Here is a 17,899-nt window from a genome sequence, read left to right on the forward strand (position 1 = left end):
TTATTTTGAAGAAAATTTTTCAATCATAAATGGCACGATGTCATCCACCGCAACCAAAGTTTGTTCAGCTGTCGCCAACTCTTTTACGGCAAACTGTGCAGCTTCCACCTCGCGCTCACCCAAAATGAGGGCAAACAATGCGCCAGACTGATCCGCTTTTTTCATTTGTGACTTCATTGAACCATGTGATCCAACTTTCAAACGAAGCGTACTTGATGCAGCATCTAACTGGTTACGAATTTGTTCTGCAAGCACCAAAGCTTTGCCTTGAGAGGCGGGATCTGCCAACAAAAACATTTCGCAGTCACGTATAGGTGTAGCGTCTTCGACTTGCTCAAGCAACAACAACAGACGCTCCATGCCCATCGCAAAGCCAACTGCAGGTACAGACTGATCTGACTTGCCTTTAAGCTGACCCACTAAGCCATCATAACGACCGCCCGCACAGACTGTGCCTTGTGAGCCCAAATGCGTGGTGGTCCATTCAAATACAGTTTTATTGTAATAATCTAAGCCACGCACCAGTTTTTGATTAATCACAAAGTTCACACCTGCATCGGTTAAATACTGCTGCAAAGTGGCAAAGTGCTGTAGCGTCTCTTCCCCCATAAAATCATGCAACTTCGGCGCATTTTCTAAAATGGCTTGAGTTTTGGCATCTTTAGAGTCAAGAATACGTAGTGGATTGGTGGTTAAACGACGCTGTGAATCTTCATCCAAATCATTTTTATGTGATTCTAAGAACTCCACCAATGCCGCACGATAAGCTGCACGCTCATCAGATTCACCGAGAGTATTTAACTCAAGTTGAACTTTATCTGCTACACCCATACGTTTCCACAGACGTGCTGTCATCAAAATCAGCTCAGCATCCATATCTGGGGTTGCCACACCAAAGGTTTCCACGCCGAACTGGTGGAACTGACGATAACGACCCTTTTGCGGCTTTTCATAACGGAACATCGGCCCGATATACCAAACACGAGGCGTCGCACCGCGAAGCAAGTTATGCTCCAGCATGGCACGTACACAGCCTGCTGTTCCTTCAGGACGCAAAGTCAAAGACTCAGGCGGATTACCTTTGTCCAAGAAGGTGTACATTTCTTTTTCAACGATATCCGTTGCATCACCAATCGAACGTTTGAACAAATTGGTTTGTTCAACAATAGGCAGGCGAATTTGCTGGTAGCCATACGCATCCATCAATGATGCGAGATGCTGTTCAAGACGTCTCCACGCTGGTGTTTGCGTAGGAAGAATGTCATTAAAACCTTTGATTGCGACAATTGAACTCATGATGAACTACGGATGATCTCTTTAGATTTAGCTTCTTCAAGCTCTGAAACACGCTGACGAACCATCGTTTCGATTTCGTCAACCAACTGATTTGTGTCAATTAAATGGCTCTTTTCACCATTACGATACACCAGTGAACGTGGACTTGCACCAACTACACCAATATCGGCTTCTTTGGCTTCACCCGGACCATTCACTTTACACCCAATCACCGACACATCCATTGGGGTACGAATATCCTCTAAACGCTCTTCTAAGGCTTGCATCACTGAAATCACGTTAAACTCTTGACGTGAACAGCTTGGACAAGCAATGAAGTTAATGCCATTTGAGCGAAGACTGAGTGATTTTAAAATATCAAAACCAATCTTAATCTCTTCTTCAGGTTCCGCTGCCAAGGAAATACGCATGGTGTCACCAATGCCATCCAATAACAAACCGCCCAATGCAATCGCAGACTTCACTGAACCTGTACGGTAAATCCCAGCTTCCGTTACACCAAGGTGTAACGGATTATCAATTTGCTGTGAAAGTAGGCGATAAGCGTCCATGGTTAAAAACACATTGGATGCTTTCACTGAGACTTTGAATTCGTGGAAATCTAAACGGTCTAGAATATCAATATGGCGCATCGCCGACTCAAGCAATGCCTGACCAGTTGGCTCACCATATTTCTTTTGAATATCTTTTTCCAGTGAACCTGCATTCACCCCAATACGCATAGAAATATCGTTATGACGCGCTGCAGCCACCACTTCACGAATTTTTGCTTCAGAGCCAATATTTCCGGGATTAATCCGTAAACAGTCCGCCCCCAAGTCCGCAACACGCAGTGCAATCTTGTAATCAAAATGAATATCTGCAACCAACGGCACTGATGAACGCTTACGAATTTCACCAAAAGCCTCTGCAGCTTCCATCGTCGGTACAGAAACACGCATGATGTCCGCACCTACATCTGCACAGCGCTGAATTTGCGCTAGCGTTGCTTCCACATCACAAGTTTCAGTATTGGTCATACTTTGAATGCTGATGGGTGCATCGCCACCGACATAGACTGAACCTACACGAATCTTACGAGTAGGCTTGCGTTTAATTGGGTTTACAATCATTGCTTTTCCTTGATCCCATTAACGTGACAAGCGGAAATCTGCTTTTCCACCGACGGTATATGGTGACAATGAAATACTTTCATTATTTAAGCTGAGTGACACAGCAGCAGCATCATCGATACGAATTTGAAAAGGTGTCTCACCAGCAAGCTCAAGTGTAGAGGCTTGACGCCCAGTTGCCAGTACCTTCCCCGTTGAATCAACAATATGTACAGACGTAGGACGATTGAACTCAAGTTTCAACTGATCCCCTGTGGTTGCAGCAGCCCCATTCATATTGATGATTTGTACATCAGATGCCGTCTGCGGAGTCGCAGCCTCATCTGTACTGCCTGACCAATTCTGAATCATGCCAAACAACGCTGCCAAAATCGCAATTACAACAATCGCAATCAGCCCACGTTTCAACCATTTACGGTTACGGTCACGGTTAGAACCGGGTAATTTACCCATGATTTTAATCGGTGAATTATTCAATGCGTGATTTGGCAATAGCCCCGTATCATTGGCATAGATGTCATCAAAACGCTGAATAATCGTAGTAGCATCCACTTTTAGGAACTTCGCATAAGTACGATAGTAACCCTTAATGAAGGTTGCTTCTGGAAGCGCTGTATATTCGTCCTGCTCAAGCGCAGTTAAGGTCTTGAGTGGAATATTCAACTCTTTGGCAACGTCGCTTAATTCACGTTTTTGTGTAATACGAATTTGACGAAGATAATCACCCGGACGTTGGATATTTCCTAAAGCATTGCTAGAACCATTCGATTGTGGTGAATTAGGATTTACTTCCATACGGCCTCAGTAGTGTACTGTAATTGCAAATAACGTTTGTATTCTTGACTGTCTGGATACAATGCACGTAACTGGTTGACCAGTACTTGCGAACCCATGGTGTCATGATTTGCTCGCGCAATTCGGATCCCAATCCAAAGCGCACGCGCATCTAAGTTTTTCTCGCCCACCGCTCGCACAAACTGTTCATAGTATTGCGTAGCTTCAGCATTTTGCTGACGTAAATATGAAATTTCCGCCATTTCGATCATAGCAAGATAGGCACCTGAGTTTACCTGTAGAGCTTGTTTAAAAGCAGCTTCTGCTTCCGCCACTCGACCTACTTGTATATACGCACGACCTAAATTTTCCAATGCTCGATAACGTTGATCATACCCTAAAGTTGAACCTGCAACTTGAAGTTGATCAATCGCGTCATTATAACGCCCAATTTGATATAAATACGTACCGTAGTTGTTACGAGCCTGTGCATTTTTTGGCTCAGCCGCAATTGCATGCTTAAAATAACGCTCTGCCTTTTCCACATTTTGTGGACTGCCTTCACGCTGTAACAACACGCCCATCATCATATTTGCAGATGCATCACGAGAGTCGATGTCTAATGCCTGATCCAATGTACGTTTCGCAGCATCGTAATCATTCGACTTAATATATTCAGCCGCCAATTGCGTTCTAACTTGTACTGCTTTACTTGGGTCACCTTTCGTATTCACGGTTTGGCAACCCATCAAGTACCACACTGACACACCCAGTGTCAGCGCAAGGTAAAGTTTAGAAACGGGTTTTTTCAATTGGCATCCCCTTATATTATCCTTGTGAACGTAGAATCTCGTTTTTCTCTGCTACTTTCTTTTTCCACTGCTCGGCACGACGTGTTCGATCGGCCACTTGACCAACCAATTGTCCGCAGGCAGCATCAATATCATCACCACGCGTTTGACGAATCGTACACACAAATCCTGCATCAGACAAAGTTTTTTGGAAAGAAATAATGCGGTTGCGACTTGAACGACCATAAGGCGCGTGTGGAAATGGATTAAATGGAATTAAATTAATTTTACTTGGTAAATTCTTCAACAGTTTAATCATCTGCTGTGCATGCTCAGGATGATCATTCACCCCATCCAACATCACATATTCAATCGTGACATGCTTACGCGCACTTTCATTACCATCTTTGGCGATATAACGCTGACATGCTGCAATCAGCTGTACCAATGGATATTTTTTATTGATTGGAACCAATTCATTACGCAGTTCGTCATTTGGCGCGTGTAGGGAGATTGCCAATGCAACATCAATATCTTGTGCCAATTGATCAATTTTCGGCACCACACCTGAAGTTGACAAGGTTACACGGCGCTTAGACATACCATAAGCAAAGTCATCAAGCATAATACGCATTGAGCTCAATACGGCATCATAGTTGAGTAATGGCTCGCCCATCCCCATCATTACGACGTTGGTCACCGAACGCTCACGCTCAGCTACAGGCACATCTTCCATATAAGAATAGTTTGCGACCCATAACTGACCAATAATTTCATCTGGGTTTAAGTCGCGCTGAAAGCCTTGTTTACCGGTTGAACAGAATGAACAATCCAGTGCACAGCCCACTTGAGATGAAATACATAAAGTACGGCGCAAACCACTGCGATGCTCAGCAGGAATCAATACGGTTTCAACCAAAGAGCCTTCGCCCTCACCAACACGAAAGACCCACTTACGCGTGCCATCTTTAGAATAATTTTTATGCACCACTTCTGGCGCTTTAATTTCACAGAGCTTTTCAAGTTTTTCACGCAATTTACCTGAGATATTGGTCATCTCAGCAAAATCAGTCACAAAAAACTGGTGAATCCATTTCATCACCTGTCCTGCGCGAAACTTTTTTTCTCCCATATCTTCGAAGAATTTTTCAAGCTGCGGACGTGACATGCCAAGTAAGTTCACTTTCGCAACAGAATTTTGCTGTGCAGGAGCGGATGGAGATTGTTGCTGTTCAGCCGAAACTGTAGAGACAGCGACCACTTCAGTACTCATGTGTATTACCTAAACCATGTCTAACGATGAAAGGAGAAGCTCAATAAACGAGCAGAAATTTATTCAGGGAATAAAAAAACCAGATAAGTATAATAACACTTATCTGGTTTGAATACTTCGAATTAACGAGTACGTGGAGCAATCTCAGTTTGAGCGAAGAAGTAGTTAACTTCACGATCAGCAGATGCTACAGAGTCAGAACCGTGAGCAGCATTTTCGTCGATGCTTACAGCGAAGTCAGCGCGGATAGTACCTGGAGCAGCTTCTTTAGGGTTAGTTGCGCCAAGGATTTCGCGGTGAGCAAGAACTGCGTTTTCACCTTCAAGAACTGAAACAACAACTGGACCAGAAGTCATGAACGCAACTAGGTCAGCAAAGAAACCACGCTCTTTGTGCTCTGCGTAGAAACCTTCAGCTTCAGCTTGAGTCAAGTGTTTCATTTTAGTTGCAACGATTTGAAGACCAGCTTTTTCAAAACGAGCAAAAATGTCACCGATGTGGTTTTTAGCAACTGCGTCTGGTTTTACGATAGATAAAGTACGTTCAATAGCCATGATTGGCTCCTTAAGTCAATGTAGACATGAAAATTTTGGCGCATTATACCGACATAATGCACAATTTTCTGCTTTTACTCTGTAAAAAATTGCTTTTTTCAATACAAGGATTATCGCGCTTCGTCAATCCATGCCATTTGAATTGCTTCAAGCAAACCTTCAGTCGACTTGGTCGGATCATCACTAAAGTCTGGTAAGGCACACACCCAAGCATGTAAGTCTGTAAAGCGAATCCACTGCGGATCGACATCTGGATGAGCTTCATACAACTCAATAGCAATATCAATAGTGTCTGACCAACGTAAGCCCATGGTGGAGTCTCATCACAATGTAGAAGATGCTGTACTGTAGCAAACTCTGAAATTTAAGCGCTAGTTTGTTTGAGATAAAACTGGGCTTTTTTTACAACGCGATATTTAAAAATGGTGCACTACAAATTAAAGTAACAGCTACCACCGCACCTATAGCCGCTCCCACCAACACATCACTTGGATAATGTAGCCCTAAAATCATGCGTGACGCGGCAACCAAAACAGTAAAAGGCAACATGAGCACCAATAAAATTGGCTGTACAAAGCCCAATAAAGTACTGACCATCACCGCATGTAAAGTATGACCTGAAGGAAAACTAAAATGGTCAAGTGGTCGCTCACCCATTCGAATCACCTGATGTACTTGATAGGGTCTTGGGCGAATAGTTTTGATTTTTAAAACTTTATAAATTAAAGTCCCGCACAATGAACCAAGCACCAAATACACGATTTGCAAACTGTAGACCAAGCCTTGCAACAACCAAGTTAAAGCCAACATGGTGTACCAAAAGATGCCATCTCCCAATCGACTGATCCGCTTAAAAAAATTGGCTACAGTATGCGAATGGGAAAAATGATTGAGATAAACACAGCCTTTTAAATCTAAATCTAATATTCTTATTTTTGCAGTTTTAAGATTCATACCACTTCTCCTTAACAACAATGTTGAAAGTTCAGCTGGAAAATCATTGTTATATGACGATTTAATTCATCAAAATCGCTTCTCGTTAAGCTCATATTAAAGGGTATTTTTGACAGTTTGATGATTTAAGTTAAAACCCATCAAAATTACCCAACTCATCTTTATCACGGACGCTTTAATACAACTATTGGTTAAGGGGCTGCCTTAATATTGGCCACGTGATATAAGGCTTGCTCAAACTGTTTCACAGGATACTGCCAACCCACACTCTCAATGTCTTGACGCGCTTGAGTTCCCATACATCTAAGCACCTTTTGCTCTGGCAACTGCATAATAGCTTGCATAAAGTGTGCCACTTGTCCACAAGGACTCAACCACCCTGTTATACCTTGCTTGATATAGCGCTGTGGACTGGCATAGTTATAGGCCACCACGGGCAAGCCACTGGCCATGGCTTCGAGTACCACATTGCCAAAAGTTTCTATTTGGCTAGCAAAAACAAAAACATCCGCACTGGCATAGGCTTGAGCTAATGACTGCCCTGTTAAGCTGCCTGTAAAAATAACATCTGAACCACTGGCCATCTCCGTTAAACGCTTACGATCTGGCCCATCCCCCACAATCACCATTTTAAATTTGCGTGATGACTGCTTCTTGATATTCAAATAGCTTTGAATGAGCACATCGACTTCTTTTTCCGGAGATAAACGCCCTACATATAAAAGCACAGTGGTATTTGCATCTGCCTCCCAACGCTGACGCAGTTGTTCTGAGCGATGCTCTGGATGGAAGCGAGTTGTATCGACCCCTCGTCCAACCTCAACCAAAGGACAAGTCACTCCAAAAGCATGGAGTTGATTTAACGTCGTTTGACTCGGCACACAGGTGAGCACCGTATGGTTATGAAACCAGCAAAGATAACTTTCAATCGGCTTAACAAGCAAAGCCAAATCAAAGAAGCGGCTAAAATCATGAAAAGTTGAATGAAAGCCACTTGATACTGGAATTTGATGTGCTTGAGCCGCATACAGTGCAGTCAGCCCTAGAGGACCTTCCGTCACAATATGGACCACATCTGGTGCGAAGCGCTCAATCGCTTTGCTGACTTTAACATACTGAGGCATACCAAATTGCATGTCAGCATATTTAGGAATGCTCTTTGCCCAAACCAAACACTCCTGTTCTGCCTGAAAGTCGGTACATATGGTTTTTTGTATTGGGCGGATGAGCTGAATACGATGCCCCAGTTTCTGCAAACCTTTACACAGTTGTAATAAAGAGTTCGCAACACCATTGATTTCTGGTGACCATGTTTCCGTCACGATGGTTATTTTTAACTTAGGCTTGAGTGTTTCTTCAAGGATAGAGAGTTCTTGCTGAAGATCATGCCGATGTTGTTGTTTGAGGTAAAACCGCTGAGTTTCTGGAAAATTGTGCTGTTTGAATAATTTTGTTGTCATTGAACCGATCATGTTATTCCAAACTTTTCTTATTGTCTCTCAAGTTTAGTTAAACTATTTGACAGTTTGATGATAATGAATGCAATCAAATAAAAAGATACCTATGATTAGTAGGTATCTTTTTACATATTAATAATTTAAAGGCCTAAAATTTAAAACATCAAATTAATATACAAGCTATCCTTATACACACCTGCTGGGGTTAAGGCAGTTGGGCGTTCCATCAATTGCACCAAGACTACAAACTTATTTTGCTCAGTTGCTGGTTGAGCAATAGGGCTATTCCAACGTGATGCACTTGCTCCTGAAATATTCATTTGAGTTCTCAATTTATAGTTTTTCTCATTGACTAAATAACTACTCCCTGTTGCATTAGTTAAATTACGCGAATTGAATTTAATCGCGTAATTACTATCACAAGCCACTGAGAAAGAAGTTGCAGCTTGACTAAGATACGATGAACTTAGATTCAACTGACTTGAAGTTAAACGCTCAATTTGACACTGTTTTGCATAAGCTATTGGGGTGGCCGCTACACAAAACAGCAGTATAATAATGTTCAGTTTCATGGCTCTACTCCATTTATTTACACTGAAGATCCAGTACTGATGAGTTGTCATCATTCTTAGTATCTGTAATTGTAAGTTCTGCCGAACAACTGCGTGCTTCTTTAGTTTTAATTTGTATCTTATATATTCCCGGAATCAAACCATAAAGCGTTACGCTACCATCGGTAGAAATCGGATAAACCTCTCCTTCACCATTATTATCAATATAAAGCTCCGAACCAGCAGCAAAAGACCGATTGTTACTGTCTACTGGTTTAACAGTGACTTGTTTCGCATGGAATACTGGGAAATTGATGATATAACCGCGTTGATTTAAAGCTGTTAATTGTTTGCTTGAATACTGTATTTTATCTTCGATAGGTAGTTGATTTTGATCAAATGCAATGTCGTATTTAACATAAGGAATAACATCATGAATAAAGGCATACCCCTTTTTATTGGTTTTATCAACATAGGTCAGCGATCTTAAAATATCAATATCTTGATAATCCCCTACTTTGACTAGAGTAAATGCGTTATCAACCATTTTAGTAAAACTGATTTTATTACCCAACCAAACAACTGCTCCTCGATAATTTAACTGTGATTCACGATCTTCACGACCTTGCACATGATAGAAATCTAAATCTCCTACATCTGTTTTAACAACACCATTAAAGTTAAACATCGTATCTTCACTACGACGGTTTACTCCAAGAGAATAATCGAAACCGACTTGATTGGAATCATATTTCACCAACTGGAGATTTGTATTTTGGTCAGCTGATTGACTAAAGTAAACGGACTTATTATCAAAACTGTAGCTAAGTGAAAGAATGCCGCCTGAGTCTTTCCTGTCACCAAAAGAGTTGAAATAGCTTAAACCAAATGAAATTCGACGACCAAAATTCCGATTAAACCCAACATTTATTACCTTTTGGTTACTATTAGGAAACTCAGGATTTTCATAGTATTTTTGTTCTGCATAGTTAATATTTAGATTATGTAAATAGGGCACATTACTCATACCAAAATATGCAAGATTTTCAAACTTCGGATAGTTAGAATTGGCACCTAACTCATCTCCTAAAAATTTAAAATCTTTTTCTGTATATTTTGAACTCGCCCCCATTGAAAATCGACCAAAGTCTTTACTTGCGGATAACCCATAGGAATAATTAAATTGGTTTTCATCATCATGAGAAGCAAGAGCAACACTATCGAGAACAAAAATATTACTAATCGCTTGTGTCCACATGAACCCTATATTTTGTATATCTTTACTGTAAGATAAATTGCTTCCTAACGTAGTTGAGTTTGACATACCTCTGCGAAAATAAGTATTCACAAAGAAGTCCCTATAATCACTGCTATCCAAATTATAGTTGTAACGAAGTTTACCTGCTGCAACACTATATTCATTCAAACCAGATCGTAATAGTCTATTGGTCACCATAATAGGAAAGCTTTGTACACTTCGATTCCCGAGTACATCCTCAACTACAATTTGCGCATTACCTGCTTGTTGGATTTGTGCCCCCATCAGTAAGTTATAATCACCAGGGCTCACCTTTTGATTATAAATATTTACGCCATTTATATATAAATCAACAGTAGAAGGAACGCGTGCACTCCCTTGTAAACTTGGCATATTCCAGTACACAAAATTTGGTCTTTCAGTGTAATTCGTCCCCCAATTTAAACCTGCAAAACGTAAAGAATTAATCAAAGGGTTATATGTAGTTGTAGTATCCCCTATCGTTAAGCGGGTCATATGTTTAGGAAATTCAAAATCGACACTACTACTCAGGCGAACCACCCGCTCATCAGTGGGGGTATTCTGATACAACATAGAGTTTTTCATGATCCAATAATCTTTGAAAACCCCTAGCTCCATAAGTCCACTATATGAGTTATTAGAATTACTAGTTGCATAAAGAAAATCATAATTTATGAAACCACCAAAACTGGCTTTTTCTGGAATAACACTTCCATTTAAGTTATTAAAATCAGATTCAAAAGAGTCTGTAGGAATAGTCAATTTAATGGATTGTGATGTGTCATCAAACGCTGACTGAATTACTCCTGATGACACTGAACAAAACTCTGGCCGAGAGGAGAGCGTTTTTAATTGGCTTGTTGTAATTTGACGTTCTGCCAGTATATTACATTCAATATAGTATTGATCGCCTTCTTTTAATAAGGCAACATCCGTATGATGATCTAAATCATTAATCCATAAATTTGCAATATTTTCTTCCAGCACAGCTTCACTGGCATTCACATTTAGTGCAAAAAAAATATGAATAACGATAAGTATTCTTATTTTCGTATTCATCGTAAACTCCCCACCTCAGACTAATCCGAGAATTTGAGTTCCACCATTTTATCGTTCTTATCAGTAAACAATTGAACATAATAATTTTTAGGATTTGATATTCGTGTATTGTTTAAATCATAGGACGTGCTTTTATTTGCAAGCAAATAACTCATAGTCTCCGTTTTAAAAACTTCTTTTTTATTAGCATCGACAATCTTCAAATTTGCAATTTGAATATGGGAATTCGCGTTATTTTTAACAACGAGTTTATTATTTTCTACATTAAATTTGAGTTTAACATCTTCTTGCTTTCCAACAAAGAGTGGCAAGTTAAAACTTACAAGAAAATTCACAGATGACTCTTTCACTGCCTGCGGAATCTCATCAACCATCACACGCCATGTCCCTTCTTGCTGTCCACTTAAAATAGACTCAATGGGACGGTTAAAGCCCACACGAATAGTCTGTTTACCATTCGGCTGCAAAATAAAGTTTTTAGGATTAATAATTAAGGAGTTATCAGGCTCCAGTACGTTTTCGCCATTTTCTTTTTGCGTCCACTTAAATGCTTTTACTTCAAAAATTCTCTTCTCAGTTTCATCTTTAGATTCTAAGGTAAGTGTTGTGGTTCTTTGTTTTGTTGGATTTTGAATATACATTTGGACTGGATCAACTGAAACACCAGCATTTGATACCGACATATAAAACATCGAAGACACCAAAATCGCTATTATTTTTTTCATGTTACACCGCCTTATTATAATTTATAAAAAAACCTAACCTGATGCTGTGATCAAGTTAGGTTTAGTAAAAAATTAGTAATAGACTTTGATACGATAAGTATCAGTATATGTACCCGCACGTTGGAATGCACCAACTGCTGCATTAGTTACCGAAACAGAATATTGATCGTCAGCTAGACCATTATGATTTGAATTACCGAATGGAATTACACCGCCACCTGTTTTATTTGTAACAATTGTTGTTGGTACACGAACACTGCCATCGTCCTCATGTTTAACATAAGTACTTGCACTTGTACCTGTGTTCGCTGTTTGAATGTTAAGTGTATAGTGCGTATTACTACGTACAGTATAATTTGAACTTTGTGTTCCACCATTTTTATTCAGCGTAATGGCACTACCGCCAAGCACTTCACATTTTTTAGGGATTTCTAATTTAATAGGAATATCTTTTTCACAACCTAGAGAAGTACAGTTCCCCCAGTTATAACTAGGGCGTGATGCTGTATCTTCCTCTGCATAAAGGGCTGTAGAACCTGCACCTAATAGTGTTGCAACTAGTGATGCTTGAAGTATTTTATTCATAGCTACTCTCCGAGATTTTTCTTTTAAACCTGATTAATTGTTATGATCACCCTTAATCAAAACTGGACCTTGCTTGGCTACCAAGCTTTTCTTAAGTGTGTTTTTATTCTAGTTATTCTGTATAAAAAACCACCTATGCAGCCTTTTTCACTCAAATAAAGAACCAACTTTAAAACCCCAGTAAAGTGAAATTAAGATTTTGTTTTTATTTCTATTTTAGTTGTTAATTAATTTTATAAATCCCTAAAAACAGTTACACTAATTTCAGTGATGCTCCATTTTAGTGCTTTTTTATATTTTAAATAGATCTCTGTTTTATATTAGAAATTTATTTTTACATTTCATTACATTTTCAATTAAATAATTTCTTAAATCGCTGAAAAATTCATTTTTCATCTTTTTTTTACTTTATATTTCCATCAATTTTCCAATTCATGTCGATCATCTTGCTAAAATCCAAAGTTTATTCACATGCTATTTACCCAATTTCAGTGATTGAACAATATGACTAAAATCACATAATCAAGCCTTAAATTTACATGACCCACTATTTTAAAAAACTAAAGCTCACTCTAAAAATCCAAACATAATGATAAGTACACTTTTCTGAGAGTTTCATTTATTGCAATAAAGCCCACGGATACGTTATTAATCCAACAGTTTTTACAATATACGCTGCCATACATCTAGCACTGAAATGGAATTCTCATTGATTCCATATAACGATTTTGAACACGGGTAAGATCAACTTATAGCTGTGTAGCAATATCCATATCAGCATCCCATTTGTACTCACAGCTTTTTAGTCAATAGGTTTGCCCTACATAACAAACTGGTAGTAGATTAATAAAAAACCCTGCCAAAGCAGGGTTTTATTACTTAAAATTAGCTAGATCAGAAACTTAGTTCTTTTCTTTGTCTACGATTTTGTTCGCTTGAATCCAAGGTACGAAAAAAATGGGAAAGCATTGCTTTCCCATTTTTAAAGGCACGTAACGTAACCTTAGTTCTTCTCTTTATCTACGATCTTGTTTGCTTGAATCCAAGGCATCATCGCACGCAACTTACCACCAGTTACTTCAATGCCATGCGCTGCGTTTTGACGACGACGCGCAGTCATTGATGGGTAGTTCAACGCACCTTCGTTAATGAACATCTTTGCGTATTCACCAGATTGGATACGTTTAAGTGCATTACGCATCGCTTCACGAGACTGTTCGTTGATTACTTCAACGCCAGTTACATATTCGCCATATTCAGCGTTGTTTGACACTGAATAGTTCATGTCCGCGATACCGCCTTCAAACATCAAGTCAACGATTAACTTAAGTTCGTGTAAGCATTCGAAGTAAGCCATTTCAGGTGCATAACCTGCTTCGACTAAAGTTTCAAAGCCCATTTTCACAAGTTCTACTGCACCACCACAAAGAACTGCTTGCTCACCAAATAAGTCAGTTTCAGTTTCTTCACGGAATGAAGTCTCGATAATACCTGTACGACCACCACCTACACCAGAAGCATAAGAAAGTGCTAGGTTACGTGCATTACCAGACGCATCTTGATGAATCGCGATTAAGTCAGGAACACCCGAACCACGTTGGTATTCAGAACGTACTGTATGACCTGGTGCTTTTGGTGCAACCATGATTACGTCAAGATCAGCACGTGGAACAACTTGGTTATAAAGAACAGAGAAACCATGAGCAAATGCTAATGTTGCACCTTCTTTGATGTTTGGCTCAATCACGTCACGATAAAGTTGTGATTGGAACTCATCTGGAGTCAAGATCATGACAACGTCAGCTTGAGCAACTGCAGCAGGAACTTCAGCAACTTTAAGACCTGAATTTTCAGCTTTTTTCCAAGAAGTAGAACCTGCACGTAAACCAACAGTTACGTCTACACCAGAATCTTTAAGGTTAAGCGCGTGCGCGTGACCTTGTGAACCGTAACCAATGATCGCTACTTTCTTAGATTGGATGATAGATAAGTCGCAGTCTTTATCGTAAAAAATTTGCATTGCTGTCTCCGCTAAAATGCTTGGTATTCTGTAATTCCATCAAGGGGTTTATTGTTTGATGAAATCCTCCTCTTTCTCAAAAGGAGGTTGAATCGTGTTAATGAATTAAATGGTTAAAACTTTTTCGCCACGCGCGATGCCTGAAACACCTGAGCGTACAACTTCAAGGATGGTGTTCTCTGCGAGTGCATCAATAAAACCATCAATTTTTTCAGTCGTACCCGCGATTTGAATGGTATACGTCGTTGGGGTGACATCAACAATTTGCGCACGGAAAATGTCCGCAGTTCGTTTGATTTCAGCACGTGCCGAGCCAAGTGATTTGACTTTAATCAACATCAACTCACGTTCAATGTGCGCACCTTCAGACAAATCAACCACTTTCACCACTTCAACCAATTTGTTGAGCTGTTTGGTGATTTGTTCAATTTTATGATCATCGCCATAAGTCGTTAATGTCAAACGAGATAAGGTTGGATCTTCGGTTGGCGCAACGTTTAAAGTCTCAATGTTATAACCACGTTGAGAGAATAAACCCACCAAACGAGAAAGCGCACCAGCTTCGTTTTCTACAAGTACAGAGATAATGTGTCTCATGACGTGCGCTCCCCTTTACCTAACCACATATCTTGCATTGACTGACCTGCAATAAGCATTGGATAAACATGCTCTGTACGGTCAACCATCACATTAATAAATACGCATTTATCGTTGATCGCCATTGCTTCAGCAAGCTTCGACTCTAGCTCATCCGCATGGTCAATTTGGATACCAACGTGACCATATGCTTCCATTAATTTAGGAAAGTCAGGCAATGAATCAATGTAAGAACTTGAGTGACGTCCCTCATAGTTCATATCTTGCCACTGCTTCACCATCCCTAAAGCTTGGTTATTCAAGCAGAGGATTTTTACGTTTAGGCCATATTGCTTACACGTCGAAAGCTCTTGGATACACATCTGAATCGATGCTTCACCTGTGATACACACCACTTGTTGGTCAGGGAAAGCCAATTTCGCCGCCATCGCATAGGGTAAACCCACACCCATGGTGCCAAGGCCACCTGAGTTAATCCATTGGCGTGGACGTTTATACTTGTAATAGTTCGCACCAAACATTTGATGCTGGCCTACGTCAGAAGTAATGATCGCATCACCATTGGTGATTTTATCCAGTGCTTCCACCACTTGTTGTGGTTTCATTACCCCATTTGCACCTGACTCATAACGCATGCCGTGAACTTTACGCCATTCATTGATTTGCGCCCACCAAGCAGCCATGTCTTCAGGATTTGGTTTAGACACATTCATTTGTTTCAACTGTGTCAACATTTCTTGAAGGACAGGTTCTACCGCACCCACGATCGGGATATGCGCCATGATGGTTTTTGAAATCGTCGCAGGATCGATATCAATATGAATCACTTTGGCATTTGGACAGAATTTTGCTGGATTATTGGTTACACGGTCATCGAAACGCGCACCGATACACAAAATAACATCAGCATTGTGCATGGTCATATTCGCTTCATACGTACCATGCATACCCAACATGCCAATAAACTGCGGATCATTGCCAGGAAATGCACCAAGCCCCATCAAGGTATTGGTGACTGGGAAGCCCAAAATATGCGCCAATTCAGTTAACTGTGCAGAAGCATTACCTTGAACCACACCACCGCCTGAATAAATCACAGGACGTTTAGCGTGAATCAGCTCTTCAATCGCTTTACGAATTTGACCTGAGTGACCACGATGCGGTGGTTGATACGAACGCATCTTCACTTTTTCTGGGTATTCGTAAGCAAATTTCTCAGCAGGATTAGTTGCATCTTTTGGAATATCGACCACAACTGGACCCGGACGACCAGAAGCTGCAATATAAAATGCCTTCTTAATAATCGAAGGAATTTCGCTGGCATGGCGCACTTGGAAACTATGTTTTACGATCGGACGAGAAATACCGACCATATCTGTTTCTTGGAATGCATCTTCACCAATTAAATGTGACGCAACCTGACCGGACAAAATCACCATTGGGATTGAGTCCATATAAGCCGTTGCAATTGGAGTCACAGTATTGGTTGCACCCGGACCTGAAGTCACGAGGACCACACCCGTCTTACCTGTTACGCGTGAGTAAGCATCTGCCATATGACCAGCAGCTTGTTCATGGCGCACGAGGTAATGATTGATTTTGTCTTGTTGAAAGAACGCGTCGTAGATATGTAAAACTGCGCCGCCTGGGTATCCAAATACATGTTCAACGCCTTCGTCCGCCAATGCGCGAACGAGCATTTCACCACCAGATAAAAGTTCCAACGTGATTCACCCTAATCTTTATCACTGCAATGGTGGAAGGCACCAGCAGTGTTTCATTCATTGATTGTCTGCACTGTTATAGCACACATATTTCTTAGTTTTCATAGCAATAGGAAAAAATTCTGATCTGTATGCTGTTTGAGCAATATGAGATCTAAAACGTGTTGGGATAAACACATTTTTTTACTTTGTTCACGGTCTCGGCTAGAAAGCGTGTCCATTGCATGAAATGACACTTTATCGAAGGGTGATCGAGTAAAGGCATATAAAACTAAAGACAGCATTTTTAGGAGTTTCGTGACTAAAGTCAAGTTTAAAAATTAGCTTTTTTTTGTTTATTTACAGAGCGTTTGTTTTTTATTCATCACGGACAAAGAAAACTGAGCTGCTTTTTCTTGGTTTTTTAGTGCAAAAACAAATAGATTTCTATTTCACTGAATTTATTAATAAAAAAACATAATAAAACCCATAAATAAGTTTAATAAGATATTCACCCAAATTTAAATCCAACATCTATCTCAGATTTTTTCAGTTTTAAATATAGATCAGCATTTATACATCAGGTTTTAGCATAACCTTCTTATTTTCATACTGTGCCATAACGCATATTTCACACGTTAAACTGAGGATTTGACCTGCAAAATATTTCAAAAAACTCAGATGAAAAACGCATCAAACAATGCTTATTGTTCTAAAATTGGCATAAAATACCGACAACGATAAACCCGATAAAATCCAATGACTACGGATATAAAAAGGACAATGGTAGATGAGTATTCAGTTTGCAAGAATGGCAGCATGTTTGGTGGGGATGGGGCTTGCAATGGGCAGCACACAAAGCTTTGCTAAAACTTATTATAAGTGGGTCGATAATCAAGGCTCGACACATTACACCACGACGCCTCCACCTAAAACAGCAAAGAAAAAAGGCAAAGTCGATACCTATGGTTGGAAAAATTCGCCACAAGCTGCGTCATCGGAAGCACCTCCACCTGCCAATATGCCAAATACCGTACCAGCTCCCCCCAATGCTGTACCAAGCGCTGCCCCAGCAGCACCAGCGGTTGAGTTAGAAAATCAACGACGTGAAGCGAATGAAGCACTTCAACAAGGCCAACAAGTCCGCCCTGCGGTTTAATCATTCCTTA

General features: G+C 40.2%; 17 protein-coding genes. 1 reads left to right on the top strand and 16 read right to left on the bottom strand.

Annotated elements, in window-relative coordinates; all coding sequences use genetic code 11:
- From hisS to GVX98_RS15100, 16 genes are all read right to left on the bottom strand, one after another.
- A complete protein-coding gene (hisS, locus tag GVX98_RS15025; protein WP_159128526.1) occupies positions 1 to 1,296 on the bottom strand; it encodes a histidine--tRNA ligase in 1,296 nt (431 codons plus the stop codon).
- A complete protein-coding gene (gene ispG, locus GVX98_RS15030; protein ID WP_004697677.1) occupies positions 1,293 to 2,408 on the bottom strand; it encodes a flavodoxin-dependent (E)-4-hydroxy-3-methylbut-2-enyl-diphosphate synthase in 1,116 nt (371 codons plus the stop codon). Before ispG ends, hisS begins: the two co-directional genes overlap by 4 nt.
- Positions 2,409 to 2,426: 18 nt before the next feature.
- Positions 2,427 to 3,203, bottom strand: coding sequence for a helix-turn-helix domain-containing protein (locus GVX98_RS15035; RefSeq protein WP_159128527.1), 777 nt, complete (start codon positions 3,201 to 3,203; stop codon positions 2,427 to 2,429).
- Positions 3,194 to 3,931, bottom strand: a complete 738-nt coding sequence (gene pilW, locus GVX98_RS15040) for a type IV pilus biogenesis/stability protein PilW (protein ID WP_228716306.1) — start codon at positions 3,929 to 3,931, stop codon at positions 3,194 to 3,196. The genes GVX98_RS15035 and pilW overlap by 10 nt, the downstream gene beginning before the upstream one ends.
- A 79-nt stretch (positions 3,932 to 4,010) precedes the next feature.
- Positions 4,011 to 5,246, bottom strand: a complete 1,236-nt coding sequence (gene rlmN, locus GVX98_RS15045) for a 23S rRNA (adenine(2503)-C(2))-methyltransferase RlmN (RefSeq protein WP_130235009.1) — start codon at positions 5,244 to 5,246, stop codon at positions 4,011 to 4,013.
- 122 nt (positions 5,247 to 5,368) lie between these two features.
- A complete protein-coding gene (ndk, locus tag GVX98_RS15050; protein ID WP_004697669.1) occupies positions 5,369 to 5,800 on the bottom strand; it encodes a nucleoside-diphosphate kinase in 432 nt (143 codons plus the stop codon).
- 110 nt (positions 5,801 to 5,910) lie between these two features.
- Positions 5,911 to 6,111: a Fe-S cluster assembly protein IscX gene (gene iscX / locus GVX98_RS15055; protein ID WP_004697668.1), complete on the bottom strand. Its 201-nt coding sequence runs from the start codon at positions 6,109 to 6,111 to the stop codon at positions 5,911 to 5,913.
- A gap of 91 nt (positions 6,112 to 6,202) precedes the next feature.
- Positions 6,203 to 6,754 carry a phosphatase PAP2 family protein gene (locus tag GVX98_RS15060; protein WP_125280205.1) on the bottom strand — a complete coding sequence of 184 codons (552 nt, stop codon included), beginning with the start codon at positions 6,752 to 6,754 and terminating at the stop codon, positions 6,203 to 6,205.
- A gap of 191 nt (positions 6,755 to 6,945) precedes the next feature.
- Complete coding sequence (locus tag GVX98_RS15065) at positions 6,946 to 8,226, bottom strand: glycosyltransferase family 1 protein (protein WP_159128529.1); 1,281 nt, start codon at positions 8,224 to 8,226, stop codon at positions 6,946 to 6,948.
- Positions 8,227 to 8,366: 140 nt separating this feature from the next.
- Positions 8,367 to 8,783, bottom strand: a complete 417-nt coding sequence (locus GVX98_RS15070; protein WP_004983505.1) for a hypothetical protein — start codon at positions 8,781 to 8,783, stop codon at positions 8,367 to 8,369.
- A gap of 13 nt (positions 8,784 to 8,796) precedes the next feature.
- Positions 8,797 to 11,100, bottom strand: a complete 2,304-nt coding sequence (locus GVX98_RS15075) for a fimbria/pilus outer membrane usher protein (RefSeq protein ID WP_159128530.1) — start codon at positions 11,098 to 11,100, stop codon at positions 8,797 to 8,799.
- A gap of 20 nt (positions 11,101 to 11,120) precedes the next feature.
- Positions 11,121 to 11,825 carry a molecular chaperone gene (locus tag GVX98_RS15080; protein WP_126035290.1) on the bottom strand — a complete coding sequence of 235 codons (705 nt, stop codon included), beginning with the start codon at positions 11,823 to 11,825 and terminating at the stop codon, positions 11,121 to 11,123.
- 72 nt (positions 11,826 to 11,897) lie between these two features.
- A complete protein-coding gene (locus GVX98_RS15085) occupies positions 11,898 to 12,410 on the bottom strand; it encodes a hypothetical protein (RefSeq protein ID WP_159128531.1) in 513 nt (170 codons plus the stop codon).
- A gap of 1,003 nt (positions 12,411 to 13,413) precedes the next feature.
- Complete coding sequence (gene ilvC, locus GVX98_RS15090) at positions 13,414 to 14,430, bottom strand: ketol-acid reductoisomerase (protein ID WP_004983494.1); 1,017 nt, start codon at positions 14,428 to 14,430, stop codon at positions 13,414 to 13,416.
- A 105-nt stretch (positions 14,431 to 14,535) separates the two neighbouring features.
- A complete protein-coding gene (gene ilvN / locus GVX98_RS15095; RefSeq protein WP_004697653.1) occupies positions 14,536 to 15,027 on the bottom strand; it encodes an acetolactate synthase small subunit in 492 nt (163 codons plus the stop codon).
- Positions 15,024 to 16,751, bottom strand: a complete 1,728-nt coding sequence (locus tag GVX98_RS15100; RefSeq protein WP_058870307.1) for an acetolactate synthase 3 large subunit — start codon at positions 16,749 to 16,751, stop codon at positions 15,024 to 15,026. The genes ilvN and GVX98_RS15100 overlap by 4 nt, the downstream gene beginning before the upstream one ends.
- 769 nt (positions 16,752 to 17,520) lie before the next feature.
- Here GVX98_RS15100 and GVX98_RS15105 point away from each other — a divergent pair.
- A complete protein-coding gene (locus GVX98_RS15105) occupies positions 17,521 to 17,889 on the top strand; it encodes a DUF4124 domain-containing protein (protein WP_004983489.1) in 369 nt (122 codons plus the stop codon).
- The last annotated feature ends 10 nt before the right edge of the window (positions 17,890 to 17,899 follow it).

It is taken from the genome of Acinetobacter sp. 8I-beige (assembly GCF_902505955.1).
In the GTDB taxonomy this organism is placed as follows: domain Bacteria; phylum Pseudomonadota; class Gammaproteobacteria; order Pseudomonadales; family Moraxellaceae; genus Acinetobacter; species Acinetobacter johnsonii.